The sequence below is a fragment of the Geoalkalibacter subterraneus genome (assembly GCF_000827125.1).
Taxonomy (GTDB): domain Bacteria; phylum Desulfobacterota; class Desulfuromonadia; order Desulfuromonadales; family Geoalkalibacteraceae; genus Geoalkalibacter_A; species Geoalkalibacter_A subterraneus.
This window is the reverse complement of record NZ_CP010311.1, coordinates 467,823-483,033: the sequence shown is the minus strand read 5'-3', so window position 1 is coordinate 483,033 and position 15,211 is coordinate 467,823. Positions and strand designations below refer to the sequence as shown.

Genomic DNA, 15,211 nt, shown 5'->3' with positions numbered 1-15,211 from the left:
CGGCGCCCTGCGCACTGTGCTTATCCACAGTGCGCGCCGCCGCGTTCTATGCTACCTTGACAGGCATGCGACTGACTCTTAAACAACAGATCGTGCTTGCGCCGGCAACGGTTCTGACTCTGACCAGTCTGCTGCTCATTTTTCTGCAGTACACCTACTGGGATCTGTCGGTCAAACGGCAGCAGGAGCGTAAAATCACCCAAACCTTCGTCGCCCTGGCCGAAGCCGATCTCTCGGCGCAGCGGATCCAGGGGCTGATTGCCCACGTCAATCGGGTCGGCCGCTTCGACGTTGCAGAGATGGAAACTCTCAGCGAATTGCACAAACACCTGGCCGGCGCGGTGAACCGCATCAACAACCTGATGCCGCTGCCCGAAAATACCCGGGCCCTGTTGAAGCAGACCGTCACCGATCTCGACCCCAAGCGCGGCTATGACGCCCTGCGCTTCAAGGCAGCACTGGAACTGCTGCGCCCGCAACTGGTCACCCTGGCCGAGATGTCACAGGAGCGGCGCACCTCCCTGCGGGCCGCCCACCTGCAGGATATCGACGAGCTGGTAGCACGAACCGCTCTGGTCGCCCTGATCGGTATCGGCACGTCCGTGCTACTCGGAACTTTTCTGAGCCTGTTTTTCGCCCGGCGCCTGCTGCGGCGTATCAAGCATCTGTCCGACAGCGCCGGCCGCATCGCCAAAGGCGACCTGACCCCTCCGGATGCCCCCAGCCGGGTGCAGGACGAACTGGATGAGTTGGCCATCTCCATCAACCAGATGACCGACCGCCTCATCCGTGTGGTCAGCACCGAAAAGCTGCTCGAAGGTGCCGAAGAAGAGCGACGACGCATCGCCATGGATCTCCACGACCAGTCTCTTTCCGACCTGTCCGATGTTCTGAGGGCGCTGCAGCATCTGCGCTGCCAGGGCGAAAACCAGTCCGAGGTCGAGCGCATCGAGGAAGATCTACAGCGCGCCATCGCCAACCTGCGCGACGTCATGGAGAACCTGCATCCGCAGACGCTGGATATTCTGGGCCTTGGCGCAGCGCTGCAATCGCATTTTGAGCGCCACCTCGACAAAGGGGGGCTGCCCGAGTACCATCTTTATGTTTCGCCCAAGGTCGAAAGCCTCAACCTGTCTCGCCTGTGCCGGCTTTCCCTGTACCGCATCGCGCTGGAAGCTGTCCACAATGTGATTAAGCACTCTCAGGCCGGACGCTACGAAGTCACCCTCGATCGTCGCGACAACGATGTCGTGCTGATCGTGGAAGACAACGGTACCGGCTTCGATTATTCCCAGGCCTCCCGTGGAGAAGGCCGGGGGCTCAACAACATCCGTGAACGCGCACGCGCCATCGGCGCACGGGCCGAATGGGGCCCGTCGCGCTTCAGTCATGGCACCCGTTTCATGCTGACCCTGCCGCTCAACGGCAATGCTCGACAGGAAGATTGATCTCATGAAACCGCTTAAAATCATTATCGCCGAAGACAATCCGAAAGATTACGAATTTCTAGAACGTCTCCTCGCCGAAGAGGATCTCGCCCTGGAACCGGAACGCGCCGACAACGGGCTTGAAGCTCTCAAGATAGCGGCACGCTACGATGAACCGCTGGTCATCAGCGACATCCAGATGCCTGAGATGAACGGCATTGATTTCGCCCGCGCCCTGTGGGACAAGCGCCCCATGGCCCGCATCGTCTTCTGGAGCCAGTACAAGGACGAAATGTACGTGCGCGCCCTGCTGCGCATCGTGCCGCCGGAAACGGTCTACGGCTACGTCCTCAAATCCAACCCGCGCGATCGCATCGGCATGGCCATCCGCACCGTGCTGGTGGACGAGCAGTGCTGGATCGACCCCGAAGTCCGCAAGGTGCAGGGCCGCACAGGTCACAGCCAGACCGCCCTGTCCGATATCGAATACGAAGCGCTGCTCGATATATCCCTGGGGCTGACCGACAATCTTATCGCCCAGCGGCGCTATCTTTCACGCCGCGGCGTGCAGAGTCGGCTCAACTCCCTCTACAACAAGCTTGGAGTGGATCAGCAGCAGTTTCACAGTGACAAGTTCGGCGATGCCTTCAACCTGCGCAACCGGGCGGTGGCGATCGGCTTGCGGCGCGGATTGATCAATGCGTTCGAACTCGAAAACGAGGAAGAGGAATTCCAGAACTGGCTGAAGCGCTTCAAGGCCAGCCACCGCTGAAACCTCCAGCTATCATGCACAAAAAAACGCCCCCGCGTTATGAAACCGGGGGCGTTTTTTTGTGCTGAAAATACGATCAGGCCAGCTCAACCTCGGGCAGATCGTCCAGCCAGCCGCCGTTATCGGTCAACTGCCGGATCAGCATGCGGGAAGCCTCCTCGGGGTGCTCCGAACGGGCATGAATCTGCTTCAGGATCAACTTATCGTCGACACGACCGCAGATTTCGAGTTTGCCGATGTCATGTCCGATGATGAACTTGAAACGCTTGGCGTGACCGTCCATCTGCTGCCGCGCCCGATCAACGATATCGACCCCCTCTTTCAGGGGCACCTGGAAATGGTGCCGCACCCGCGCCACCGGCATGCACTGGTACAGATAGTATGGATTGATACCGATGCGCACCAGGTCATTCATGAGTTCAGTGAGGGTTTCGGGGTCGTCATTGACGCCGCGCAGAAAAACGGCCTGATTGTGGACGTTGAGGCCGGCCTCGCGCAGGTTGAGGACCGCCTGGGTCGCTTCTGGGGTGATTTCGCGCGGATGATTGAAATGGGTCGGTACAAAAAGAGTCTTTTCCCGGTTGAAACGGCGCAGCACATCGAGCAGCTCCGGCTCGAAAAACCGCATGGGATAGACCACCGGCGCCCGCGATCCCAGCCGGACGTAATTAAGGTGCGGAATATCCTTGAGCGACTCCAGCATCGCTTTAATGACGTCGGTGGGCAACAGAAACGGGTCGCCGCCGGAGATCACCACGTTGGAGATTTCCGGATGGTCGGCGATATATTTTGAGGCCTCCTGAAAATTTCTGACGGTCTGATCGTTAGACAGCCCCACCATACGCTTGCGGAAGCAGTGGCGGCAGTACATGGCGCAATATTCCGTCGCCACCACCAGGGCGGTATAGCTGTATTTGTGCAGGATGCCGTTGCCCTTGTCGTGCTTGTCATCACCATAGGGATCCTTTGTGGTATCCCCCATGGCGCCAACCACGATCAGCTCCTCGGAGCCGGGCACGCACATCTTGCGTATGGGGTCGTTGGGGTCATCCGGCCTGATCAGGCTGAGATAGTAACGTGGAATGTTCATGGGGTGCACGGCGACAACCTGTTCGAGGTCGGCTTTTTCGCGCGCGCTCAGTGGAAAATACTTTTCAAGCAGTGCGGGGGTGGTGACATTGTTTTTCAATTCCGCTTTCCAGTCGAGCCGGGCCCATTGCGACCAGAGATCGCCGGTAGGACCGCGCTGTTCGGTTCGGCCTGCGGTGTCCATGATTCTCCTCTTGCTGAAGGTTACCGGAATCATTGCGCTTCTCGCCCTTCCCCGGCGAGAGCGCAATGGTTTGAAAGATCAAATAAAAGGTCATTGTAAACATGGACCGGCCGCTTGAGTCAAATCGAAGGGGAAAGCAGGAGTGGATCAGCAGGAAAACGCGGGTTCAGAGGCTCCTAAAGAAGGCCTCCAGGCCGTCGATTTCGGCACTGCGCTCCGTCAATGGGACGGAGGAAGGACGAGAGAGACGACGACGCAGCTCGGGAGAATCGATCAATTCGAGAGAATGGTGACAGAAACTCTTCACATCGCCATAAAGCAAGCCGTTGCAGCCGGGGACGACGACATCGGCGTTTCCTTCGATGTCGCGGGCCAGAATGGGGACCCCGAGCGCCGCCGCTTCCATCAGCGCATTGGACAACCCTTCAGCGCGCGAGTTGTTCAAAACGACATCCGCACCCCGCATCGCGGCCGCCATCGCCTCGGGAGGGATCACTCCCAGATATCGGGCCCACGGGCGATGCGCCAGGGCCGCTTCAAACCGCCGAGCGTAGCCGCGCGCCAGCACCGGCCCGCAGAACAGCACCCGGAATCCTCTGCGGCAGCTTGCCACCCGATCAAAAAGCCCCAGCAGCCCAAGCACTCCTTTGACCGGACGAATCCCCGCCGGGCATAGAAAAACCACTTCGTCCGCCCCAACCCCCTGCTTTTGCCGAAGGTCATAGGTGCTGTGCCCGAGACTGACCCCTGGTGCAAGGTAACGCAGGCGCCCAATCAGACGGGGAGCTCTCTTCTCCAGGGCGCCAACAGCCTGACGGCTCTGAATGAATATCGCCGCGGCCCGCTGCAGGACCTGGTCGATAACTGCGGCCTGGGCCGAATCATCCATGCCGAAATTGATGTCGGTTCCGGTCATCAGCACGCCAAAGGGGAGAGTTTCGGCAAGGCCGGCTTCAAGCCAGGGGCGCCCGGATCGATAGGCATGCAGCAGAAGTGCGGCGTCGGCTTGACGCGCCGCCTTCCTCAGACTGCCGAAATCTGCACTGTCGAGGGCAACCTCCACGAAAGAAACCTTGTGGCCGCGGGACTCAAGTCCATCCCTGAACCGGTGGGCGGTGACCCAGTTGCCGGTCGCCGGGTCCTGGCTGGGGACAACAAGAAGAATCTGCACCTTTTTGCTCCAAAAAACCGCCGAGACCGGCACGGCACTGGACATCCGGCCCTGCAGCCGATAAGCTGAAGTACCAATCGTTTACATTTCCTGCAGCACCCTGCGGGGGCATGCATAGCATCGCTGAAAGAACCAAAAGACTTTCATTACACCGACTTTCCGTGGTATGTAAACGCTATCGTGTCGGCAAGCCGGCCGAGTTTCAAGGCTTGCAAAGCCGCTGTGTTGAACTGAAAGTTGAGAATTTTTGCGCCTCCGCCCGCATGGGGTCAGCTCTTATCGGAGCATGGAGGTGATGAGATGTTTTTCGGGATGGGTCGCAGACTGCCACTGCGGCCTCGAGGAGGTCAAATGAAAAATTGGGGCTGGGTCTTAGTTACGGTTTCTGTCGGATTGCTTCTTTGCTTCTCAACCGGGGCGGCGCAACAGAGCGCATCCGGGCGCATGTTCGAGGACTGCGCCAAATGCCATGCGGACGAGACCAGAGAGGTTGCCCAGAAGGGCGGCGCTCACGGCGAATTCATCAGCTGTGACAACTGTCACTGGGTTCATCCCCAGAAAGGGGCCGAAACCGAAATCGCACCCTGCAGTGCGTGCCATGATCCCGCAGGTGAGAACCACTATGCGCTGCCCCAGTGCACCGGCTGTCATTCGCCCCATGCCCCGCTCGATCTCGAATTCTCCGCCCTGACCGATGCCCGCAAGGCCTGTTCGACCTGCCATCCGGATGTCGCGGCAACTGCGAAAAAAGCTCGCGACGCCCACTCCGAACTCGACTGCAACACCTGCCATCTGACTCATGGTGATGCTCTGGGCTGCGCCGAATGCCACGCCCCGCAGGATTCCGCTCACTACGCCCTCTCTGATTGCGCCGGCTGTCACCCGCCGCATCAGCCAACAGCTTTCCAATTCTCAAGCCTTAGAGGAGCCAGAGACGTCTGCCTGAGCTGCCACGAGGATATCGCCGCAGGGCAGGGACCCGCCTCCGTCGGTGGGAGCCATGTCAATGTGGCATGCACAACCTGCCACTCAAGGCACTCCAGCGATGCGCCATCCTGCACCAATTGCCACCCGACCCACGACAAATCCATCACCGCCCAGGATTGCAGCGCCTGCCACATGCCCCACAACCCGGTGAGTGCCGAGCCCTGGGATGAGGTCCGAGCAGACTGGTGCGCAGCCTGTCACAAGGAAACTCTTGCCGGTTTCGATCCTAAAAACAGTATTCATCTGAAAAATCTGGCCTGCGCCGACTGCCATTCCTCCCACCCCTACCCGGGGACCCAGGATACAATCGCAGCCTGTGCCGACTGCCATTCGCCCGAAGCGTCGGAGCACTACACTCTGCCTAACTGCAGCAGCTGCCACCCACCCCACGCGCCACTTGACTTTGACTTCTCCTCCTTTAAGGACGTTCGTGCAACCTGTGCCAGCTGTCATCCCGGGGCCACAAAGGGACCGGACGCTGTGGGCGGCGCTCACGCCAATGTGGCCTGCAACACCTGCCATGCACAACATAACGAGATCCCGGCCTGCACCGATTGCCACAGCCCGCATAACGACGCCATGACGGAGGATGATTGCCGGGCCTGTCACGGTGCTCACAAGCCTGTTCCGGTCCGTTATTTCGCAGGCGTCTCCCAATCCTGGTGCGCAGCCTGTCACGAGGAAACTGTCACGACCCTGGAGCAGAAAGGCGGCGCTCACCAGGAGCAGGTCGGCTGCTACCGCTGCCACCAGCAGCACCCTCCCCTCGAGGGCAGCACTCCCACGGCCTGCACCCAGTGCCATACGCCGGAGAAAAATGCCCACTTCACCCTGGATAACTGCCTCAGCTGCCACCAGCCCCACGCGCCTCATGAGCGCAGCGCCGATGCGCCCACCGACCTGTCGCCGGCCTGCTTCACCTGCCATCCCGGCGTCGAGGAGCAGATTGTATCGTCCAGCGGCAGCCACTCCGAGATTGCCTGCTATGACTGCCATCAGCAGCACGGGCATCGGCCCCTCTGCCTGGACTGCCATGAGCCTCACTCCGAGGAGATGACCCAGGGCAGCTGCCAGGAGTGCCATGGGCCTCATGATCCGGAGAACGTTGCGTTTGAAAGCGATATTGCCGGCGCACACTGTGCCGCCTGCCATAGTGAAATTCACGCCACCCTGACTGAACTCGGCGGCGGCCACGGCGAAGGGATGAGCTGTGCGGACTGTCACCAGAACCACCCCCCGGCAGAGGATGCGATTCCGGCCTGCGCCGACTGTCATGCCGCAGCCGACAATCCCCATTACGAACTGCCCAACTGCAGCGGCTGCCATCCGGCCCACGCGCCTCTCGACCAGCTCTGGGACCAGATGTCGCAGGCTGACGACGCCTGTTTGAGCTGCCATGACGATCCCATGGCGAAACCCAACCAGATCGTGCCGAGCCCGCACGCACAAATGAACTGCGGTGCCTGCCACCAGAGTCATACGGAGATCCTGTCCTGTCTTGAATGTCATGATCCTCATGCCAACACCATGACGACCCAGGATTGCAAAACCTGCCATGACGCTCACCTGCCCACGGAAATCGATCATGCTTCGGGGCCGCAGGGAGGCCTGTGCGCCGCCTGCCATCAGCAGGTCTACAAGGAGGTGAAAAACCAGGGTGCGGCACACCGCGATGCTTTGCTATGTGTTGACTGCCACCAGCAGCATCCTGCCGCGGGCTGCACCGACTGCCATGCCGATCATCCTCAGCGTGGGATGGCGGCCTCACAGGATTGTAAAACCTGCCACGCACCTCAGGACAACGCACACTTTGTCGTCAAGGGGTGCCGTGACTGCCACTCCCCACACACGCCCCTGGAAATGGACCTGACCGCACTGAAGCCGGTACGCCCGGCCTGCCTGTCCTGCCACCGTCCGGTCGGCGATGCCTTTGCCTCTCTTTACAGCGCGCACCGTCCGATGGACTGCAGCGTTTGCCATCCTGCCCATAGCCAATGGTACGACTGCCTGCGCTGTCACAGCTCCCACGGTCCCGGAATGACGGCGGAAGACTGCAGCGACTGCCACGAACCGCATCGTCCCACCGATATCGCCTATACGGGCGAGGTTTCCGACCAGCACTGTGCAACCTGCCATCAGGGCGTGGCGCAGACCTTGACCGAAAAAGGCGGACCCCACCGCGACGCGGCAGGCTGTGCGGCATGTCATCCCCAGCATCTTCCGGAAGGCAAGGAGACAATCGCACCCTGCCTGGAATGCCACCCGCGCCTGGACAAGCAGCACTACACCCTGGAGCCGTGCATTCCATGCCACGCACCGCATGAGCCCGCGGAAATCAACCTTGCAGCCATGGATGAAGTGCGACCCGCCTGCGCCACCTGCCACCAGGTGATTGACCGGCAGATGCGCTACAACCCAGGCTCCCACAGCGAGATGGACTGTAATCAGTGCCACTTCGACCATACGGGAACCCAGGCCTGTCTCGACTGCCACTCTCCCCATGATGCGGAGATGACCCAGCAGGATTGCAGCGCCTGCCACAATGCCCATGCGCCGCAGAACATCTCTTTTGACCGGCGTATCGATACAGCCCTCTGTTCATCCTGCCATCAGGATGCGATCAGCGTGCTTGAGCAACAGGGCGGTGCCCACAGCACTGCGGTCGGCTGTTACTCCTGTCATCCGGAGCATCCCCCGAAAGGGGAGAAAACCATCGCCGACTGCACGCGCTGCCACAAAAGCGGCGATCATCCTCATTTTGCCGTCGACAACTGCCGGGACTGCCATAGCGGCCATGCCCCCCGGCAGACGGAACTGGACAAAACCGCCGTAACGCGTCAGGCCTGCGTGAGCTGTCATCCGGCGGTGGCAGGGGACATGGAGAAAGTCCCCACCCTTCACGCCGAACTCGACTGCGCCAACTGCCACCTGCAGCACAAACAGGCGCAGCAGTGCACCGAATGCCACCAGCCCCATACCGACGACATGGGTGAGGGAGACTGCATGCACTGCCATGCACCCCACACCCCGACGCAGATCTATATGCCGGCCGATATTCCCGGTTCATTCTGCCGGAACTGTCATGGCGAAGTGACGGCGACCCTGGCGGCAAGCGAGGCGAAGCACAGCGAACTTGACTGCCTGGAATGCCACCAGGGCGACCACGGAAATGCGATCAGCTGCGACACCTGTCACGGCTGGCCCCATGAATCAGGGCTGCACAAGAAATTCCCTGATTGCCTGCGGTGTCATCGCGATCCGCACAATCTGGCCAACTGGAGCAAGTAGACAAGAGCCCCGCAGACCGCGGTTGAGGGACGCCCGGAAGCCTGGGGAATGCGCCCTGCGACAAAGGAGGACACTGCAATGAAATTGTTATCGGGCCTGAGACTCGCCACCATCCTGCTGTTTCTGCTGTTTTCAACTCTGGCCCCGGCCGCGGAAAAACCGCCCGGCGCCGGAGTCTACCAGCAGGATGTTCCCGAGATGGGTACCCTCGAATGCGCCAAATGTCACGAAAGCGTCTTTACCACCATTCGCGATGAGGGCGGGCGTCATCAGCTGCAGTGCCGGGAGTGTCATGTCAAATTTCACTCTTTCCAGCAGGGGCTGACCTGGGAGGAACGCATGCCGAGCTGTCAGGGGTGTCACGGCCTGACCCACGGCGAAACGTTCATCGACTGCCTCTCCTGCCACCGCAATGCTCACGCCCCGGTTGCCAGCATGGTTGAAGTCGAGCGCTTGGCCAACCAGTGCGGCAACTGCCACAGCGAACCTCAGACAACTCTTTCGGAACAGGCGAGCGCCCACACCGCACTAAACTGCACCGAGTGTCATTACGCAAGCCACGGCTCCATCCCGGCCTGCACCGACTGTCACGCAGAACCCCATACCCCCTACCGGGACAATGCCGGCTGCGTCGCCTGTCATCCCGCTCATGCGCCCCTTGACATCACCCTGGAAAACGGCGTGAAAAACAGCCTGTGTCAGTCCTGCCACGGACAGGCCGTGGAGCAGGTGGAACAGGGAAGCAAGCAGCATGCGGCACTGAGCTGCGTCTTCTGCCATGCCGGGCAGCACGGCGATATCTCGTCCTGCGAACAGTGCCACGGCACCGGTCCGCACAACGCCGAGATGCTGAAGGAGTTCAAGGGCTGCAATGACTGCCACGGCGATGCCCACACGCTGAGCCTGCAGGAATAGGAGAGACCAATTGCACACTGCGGCGGATCGAGCAGACTCCGGGACAACCCATTTCTGGGCGAAGTTGGCCATAATTACAATTGTGGTTCTTATCGGGGTTCTCGGCCTCTGGCTTAACGCCCGCTACTGCCTGCTCTGCACCGACCCCCAGAAACTCGACCGTGGGCTCGGGCTGGTTGTCGCCGCAGAAAACGAAAATGCGACGCGGCGCGGTTGGGGCATGATCAGCCGCGCGGCTGACAATGGGCACATGCCGGCGGTGATCGCGCGGGCGGAACTCAGTCTGCCGCAACTACCTGAACGCTACCTGAGAAGCTATCCTGAGGCCGGAAAGGACGCACGCAGGTTTCTGCCTGTCTCAGAGAAGCAGGCAGTTATTGACTGGCGCCTGCTGGCGCAGCGCAAAGATCTGGACGAAAATACTCAATACAATTTGGGAGTTCTGATACGGCAGGGGCTTCTTCAGGAAGAGGATATCGGCGGCAGCGCCGCAGACTACTTTCAACGCCTGGCTGACAACAACAACCCATTCGGGCTGTTCGCCCTCGGCCATCAATTGCATTTGGCGGGAGACTACAGAAAAGCGGCAAACAAATTCACGGCCGCCTTCGCTGCCGGACGCCACCCAGAAGCCGCAATCTTTATGGGCGATTATCACCTCTACGGCCGCGGAATGTGGCCCGATCCCTACCGGGCCCGCTACTGGTATCGCCGCGCCCTGCATGCCGCGCAAAGATCGCCCTATCAGAATCTTTCCGGCAACCTGAAATTAACGGCCGAGAAAAGATTGCAGCTGGTTGAGAAACGGATCCAGGCCCTGCCGGACACACCTCCGCGCACCATCGAATACAGAGTAACGGGCACCCCCAAGGAGTCCCGGGTCCTGGTCGGATCGGGGAATAATCCAGTAGGAAAGGTTTTTCACCAAAACGGCAAGCAGATCAAAGCCCGCTATGACGGAGGCGAAGCCCCCTTGAACCAAACCGTCGACAGCATCACCCAGGGGATTGACTGGATCATGCAGACTCATGTCACGCAGATCTACGGCGACAAGACCCCGGTCAAGCTGCGCCTGGTCCAGGATTGAAGACCGTTCGTCCTCACAACTCACGATAGCTGCATAGCTGGATTCCCCGCCGTTCGACTGCGGCGCGCGCCTCTACCGAGGTCAGCGCATGCAGTTCCTCCAGCCGCGCCCCTCCTTCAAATTCGCTTCCGCCCTCCATGGGATAACCGGGATGAGTCATCAACTCCCAGCTTCCTTCAGGAAGGCGCTCCAGCACTCCACACAGCGAATCCGTGTCCAGACGATTCAGCAACGTCATTCCCCACAGGCCGTCCGGCATCTTGATCCGGCCAGGTTCCCGGCACCTGGAGAGCCTGCGATAGAGGCGCAGTTCTTCACCTACCACCCCACAGGGATCATCCGCGACGGGTTCAGCCGGACGGGAGCAGCGCACGGCGCCGACCCTGAAGCGCTGGGCCAATGCCATCACAAGAGTTGAAAGTGGCGGGAAAAGATGGCAGTGCTGGTGACTGTCGAGATGGTCGGGGACAAGACCTGAGGCAAAGACCCGTTCGATCTGGGACGTCCATTCTGCCTCAACTGCATCAATGGGGCAGGCGCCCCGCTTCAGACAGTCGCGCAACCCCTCCTTGCCCCTGAAACGCCCTTGCTGATCTGTCAGCCCCGGGAGATATCCAGTCAAGGAGAGCCCTTCGGATAGATTAAGATGAACGCCCACCGGCAATTGTGCTTCTCTGGCAAGGTCAACCGCCTCGCAAAACGCCTCCCCATTGGCCAACAGGGAGGCGCTGGTAACGATCCCGTGGGTAAAAGCTTCCAGAATCCCATGATTACGGGCCGGATTGACCCCAAGGTCATCGGCACTGACGATCAAACGGATCATGGCCTGATCGCAATCTATTCCACAGTCACACTCTTGGCGAGGTTGCGCGGCTGGTCGACGTCGGTCCCTTTGAGAACGGCGATATGATAGGCGAGCAGCTGCATGGGAACGGAGAGGACCACCGGCATCAATTCGTCGCGTATGCCGGGGAATGTCAGGACATGATCGGCGTTGTCGCGCACCAGGCTGTCGTCGAGATCGGTAATCGCAATGACCTGCCCTGCGCGGGCGCGCACTTCCTGCATGTTGGAAATGACTTTTTCGCGGGTTTCATTATTGGGAAGCAGCACCACCACCGGAAGATGTTCATCGATCAGGGCGATGGGGCCGTGCTTCATCTCCCCGGCGGGATAACCTTCGGCGTGAATGTAGGAAATTTCCTTGAGCTTGAGAGCCCCTTCCAGTGCAATGGGGTACTGGTTGCCGCGGCCGAGGTAGAGAAAGTCGCTGGCGTTCATGTAGAGTTTGGCCACTTCCTCAATGGCGGCATCCTGCTCCAGCGCTTCTTCGATCTTGCGCGGCAGCTTGACCAGCTCCTCTCCCAGCAGACGGCATTCGTTCTCATCAAGAGTCCCCCGGACCCGGCCGAGCTTGCAGGCAAACAGCACCAGGGCGACAAGCTGAGTGGTAAAGGCCTTGGTCGAAGCCACGCCGATCTCGGGACCGGCATGAGTGTAGATGACGCCGTCGCTTTCCCGCGCAATGGAAGAATCGACCACGTTGCAGATGGAGACGACCTTGCCCCCCTTGCCCTTGGCTTCGCGCAGACCGGCGAGGGTGTCGGCGGTTTCGCCGCTCTGGCTGATCAGCACGGTCAGGGTGCGGGGCGTCACGATGGGATCGCGGTAGCGGAATTCGCTGGCGATATCGACCTCCACCGGCACGCGGGCCAGTTTTTCAGCGAGAAACTTGCCGACCAGACCGGCATGCCAGGACGTTCCGCAGGCGACGATGTTGACCTTGTCCATGGAGCGCAGCGTTTCATCATCCAGATTGAGATCCTCAAGGTAGATGTCTCCGGCCTCTTCGCGGATACGCCCGGCCAGGGTGTCGGCCATGGCCCGCGGCTGCTCATAGATCTCCTTGAGCATGAAGTGGCGATAGCCGCCCTTTTCCGCCATCAGCGGTGTCCAGGTGATGGTGCGCGGGGTCTTTTCCAGTGGAGCGCCTTCCAGGGTGGTGAATTTGAGTTCATCGGGGGTAAAAACCACCATCTCGCCATCTTCGAGAAAAATCATCTCCCGGGTGTGAGACAGCATGGCGGGGATGTCGGAGGCGACAAAATTCTCCCCCTGCCCCTGGCCGACCACCAGTGGAGAGCCCAGCTTGGCCGCCACCAGCTTGTCGGGCTCCTGCTCGCAGAGCATGGCCACGGCATAGGCGCCGCGCACCTCCTTGAGTGCCGCCCGCACGGCAGAGGCGAAATCGCCACAGTCACGGTAATGTTCGTCCACCAGATGGGCAATGATTTCAGTGTCGGTTTCAGAGCTGAAAACATGCCCCTGGTCGCGCAATCGCTCGCGTAGATCGAGGTAGTTTTCGATAATGCCATTATGCACCACCACAATGTCGCCGGCCTTATGGGGGTGGGCATTGATCTCGGAGGGGCGGCCGTGGGTCGCCCAGCGGGTGTGCCCGATGCCGAGGCGGCCGGTCACCGGCCGCTCGCGCAGCTGCTGCTCCAGGTTGGAGAGCTTGCCTTCGGCGCGACGGATCTCGATGTGCCCGTCATCAAATGTCGCGATGCCGGCCGAGTCGTAGCCACGATATTCAAGCCGCCTCAACCCTTCAAGAACAATGGGCGAAGCCTGCTGCGCCCCGATATATCCGACAATTCCACACATATAAAAACCTCTGAAAATGAGAAATGAATGATCAGTCGCAACTGTTCAGCATGGGGTCGCAACTCCCATGTCAAGGGACACTTTTCGCCGTCCCTGGCCGTTTGACTTGCGCCCTCCATGGCGCCAGACACCCTTGTCATGGGAGCTGCGACCCCACACAAGGTGAATACTATCAGTTTACTTTTTCCTGCGCTTGCGCGCCGCCCACCCTTCGATGATTTTCTGCTCGCTACGCGCCAGGGAGAGGGCGTCGGCCGGGACATCCCTGGTGATGGTGGACCCCGCCCCGATCAGTGCCCCGCGCCCGATGCGCACCGGAGCGACAAACTGGGTGTCGGATCCGACAAAGACATCATCCTCGATGATGGTGCGGTGCTTGTTGACGCCGTCGTAATTGCAGGTGATGGTTCCACAGCCGATATTGACGTTGCGCCCCACCTCGGCATCGCCGATATAGGTGAGATGGCTGGCCTGTGCCTTTTCGGCCAGCACCGCTTTCTTGGTTTCAACGAAATTGCCCAGCTTATTCTGTCCGGCCAGGGAGGTCCCCGGGCGCAGGTGCGCCATGGGACCGAGGGTACAGGCCCGCCCGACCTGTGCCTCTGTCATGACGGTGGAAGATTTGATGTGGACCTGGTCGCCGATTTCACAATCGGTGACCACCACGCCCGGCTCGATAATACAGTCGCTGCCGATGCGGGTTTGACCGCGCAGGTGAACATTGGGATAAACGGTTGTATCAGGCGCAATGTCGACCTCTGCATCGATATAGGTCGTAGCGGGGTCGATCAGGGTCACGCCCGAGAGCATGTGCCCGCGATTGATCCGCTGCCGCAGATAGCCTGCCGCGCAGGCCAACTGCACCCGGTCGTTGATCCCCATGATTTCCATGGGATCATCCACCCCGAGGGCGCGCACCTTTTCCCCCCGGGAGCGGGCGGCCGCCAGCACATCGGTGAGGTAATATTCATTCTGGGCATTGTCGCGCCCCAGACCCTGCAGCGCCTCGAACACAAAGGGCGCGGCAAACAGATAGATACCGGTGTTGATTTCACGGATGCATTTTTCCTTGCGCGAGGCATCCTTCTCCTCGACGATCCGCAGCACCTCTTCGCCGTCGCGCACGATGCGTCCATAACCATGGGGATCGGCCATCTCCGCGGTCAAAACAGTCACAGCGGCCTGCTCGCTGCGATGATAACGAAGCAGATTTTCAAGCGTCTCACGGCGGAGCAAGGGAACATCCCCGCACAGCAGCAAAAGATCGCCGCAGAATCCCTCCAGGGAGGGAGCGGCACAGAGCAGCGCGTGCCCCGTGCCGAGCTGTTCGTTTTGCAGGGCGAACTCAAGCCCCTCCCCCTTCAGAGCGCTTTCGACCTCCGCCGCCTGGTGTCCCACCACCATGACACGCGGGTCACACCCGAGATCGCGCGCAAGGCGGGTGGGATAAGCGGCCATCGGCAAACCGGCCAGGGGATGCAGCACCTTGGCCGTCCGGGATTTCATCCGCGTTCCTTTGCCCGCAGCGAGAATCACCGCAGCCAACTGTTTATCCGGCATAAACCCTCCTCAAAGAAAGACTCAGAAATTCGACCAATTATCTCGGAAAGGACGAAGCGCGTCA

10 protein-coding genes are annotated in these 15,211 nt (G+C 60.3%); 5 read left to right on the top strand and 5 right to left on the bottom strand.

What is annotated here, in order from left to right; genetic code table 11:
- Positions 1-65 precede the first annotated feature (65 nt).
- Entirely contained in the window at positions 66-1,448 is a 1,383-nt protein-coding gene (locus GSUB_RS02230; RefSeq protein ID WP_144401917.1) for a sensor histidine kinase, read from the top strand.
- Between the two features lie 4 nt (positions 1,449-1,452).
- Positions 1,453-2,199, top strand: coding sequence for a response regulator transcription factor (locus GSUB_RS02225; protein WP_040198999.1), 747 nt, complete (start codon positions 1,453-1,455; stop codon positions 2,197-2,199).
- 76 nt (positions 2,200-2,275) lie between these two features.
- Here GSUB_RS02225 and GSUB_RS02220 read toward each other — a convergent pair whose 3' ends face one another.
- Together GSUB_RS02220 and GSUB_RS02215 are read right to left on the bottom strand one after the other, a co-directional pair.
- Positions 2,276-3,472 (bottom strand): KamA family radical SAM protein, encoded by a 1,197-nt coding sequence (locus GSUB_RS02220; RefSeq protein WP_052464402.1) that lies wholly within the window; start codon positions 3,470-3,472, stop codon positions 2,276-2,278.
- Between the two features lie 166 nt (positions 3,473-3,638).
- Complete coding sequence (locus tag GSUB_RS02215) at positions 3,639-4,643, bottom strand: glycosyltransferase (RefSeq protein WP_158414027.1); 1,005 nt, start codon at positions 4,641-4,643, stop codon at positions 3,639-3,641.
- 351 nt (positions 4,644-4,994) lie between these two features.
- On the opposite strand from GSUB_RS02215, the gene GSUB_RS02210 reads away from it, so the two are divergent.
- From GSUB_RS02210 to GSUB_RS02200, 3 genes are all read left to right on the top strand, one after another.
- Entirely contained in the window at positions 4,995-8,918 is a 3,924-nt protein-coding gene (locus GSUB_RS02210; protein ID WP_040198997.1) for a cytochrome c3 family protein, read from the top strand.
- Between the two features lie 78 nt (positions 8,919-8,996).
- Positions 8,997-9,833 (top strand): hypothetical protein, encoded by an 837-nt coding sequence (locus GSUB_RS02205; RefSeq protein WP_052464401.1) that lies wholly within the window; start codon positions 8,997-8,999, stop codon positions 9,831-9,833.
- Positions 9,834-9,843: 10 nt separating this feature from the next.
- Complete coding sequence (locus GSUB_RS02200) at positions 9,844-10,920, top strand: tetratricopeptide repeat protein (protein WP_040198996.1); 1,077 nt, start codon at positions 9,844-9,846, stop codon at positions 10,918-10,920.
- 13 nt (positions 10,921-10,933) lie between these two features.
- Here the strand turns inward: GSUB_RS02200 and GSUB_RS02195 are convergent, their stop codons facing one another.
- The 3 genes from GSUB_RS02195 to glmU all read right to left on the bottom strand — a co-directional run bounded on the left by GSUB_RS02195 (position 10,934) and on the right by glmU (position 15,147).
- Entirely contained in the window at positions 10,934-11,743 is an 810-nt protein-coding gene (locus GSUB_RS02195; protein ID WP_040198995.1) for a carbohydrate deacetylase, read from the bottom strand.
- Positions 11,744-11,757: 14 nt separating this feature from the next.
- Positions 11,758-13,587, bottom strand: coding sequence for a glutamine--fructose-6-phosphate transaminase (isomerizing) (gene glmS / locus GSUB_RS02190; protein WP_040198994.1), 1,830 nt, complete (start codon positions 13,585-13,587; stop codon positions 11,758-11,760).
- 177 nt (positions 13,588-13,764) lie between these two features.
- Positions 13,765-15,147 carry a bifunctional UDP-N-acetylglucosamine diphosphorylase/glucosamine-1-phosphate N-acetyltransferase GlmU gene (gene glmU / locus GSUB_RS02185; protein ID WP_040198993.1) on the bottom strand — a complete coding sequence of 461 codons (1,383 nt, stop codon included), beginning with the start codon at positions 15,145-15,147 and terminating at the stop codon, positions 13,765-13,767.
- Positions 15,148-15,211 lie beyond the last annotated feature (64 nt).